Source organism: Bradyrhizobium sp. TM233 (assembly GCF_036247965.1).
In the GTDB taxonomy this organism is placed as follows: domain Bacteria; phylum Pseudomonadota; class Alphaproteobacteria; order Rhizobiales; family Xanthobacteraceae; genus Bradyrhizobium; species Bradyrhizobium ottawaense.
The window spans coordinates 1-305 of the sequence record NZ_BTIG01000084.1; the positions used below are offsets into that span (position 1 = coordinate 1).

General features: G+C 68.9%; 1 protein-coding gene. It reads right to left on the bottom strand.

Translation table 11 applies throughout. The annotated features are described in order from the left end of the window. Window positions 1–305: TIM barrel protein (locus tag AABA86_RS33645; protein ID WP_338309796.1), on the bottom strand; the 305-nt coding region annotated here is incomplete at both ends.

Sequence of the window (305 nt, forward strand, 5' to 3'; positions counted from 1 at the left end):
CGCGACGCGCTCGCCGCGATTGGCGATGCCGGCCATCAGGTGCAGCCGCTTGACGCCGGTCGCCTTGGCGTAAGGCAGCGCCGTCTCCAGGCCCGCCTTGAGATCGGAGAAGCGCGAGGGGAGCGCCGCAAAGCCCTTCTCGCCGGCGTTCCAGTCGCCTGGAGGCAGGTTGAACAGCGCCTGGGTCAGGCCGTTGCGCTTGAGGCGCTCGCCGACCGCCTCGGCCGGATGCTCATAGGGAAAGAGAAACTCGACCGCGGTGAAGCCAGCCTGGGCTGCGGCATCGAAGCGATCGAGGAACGGCA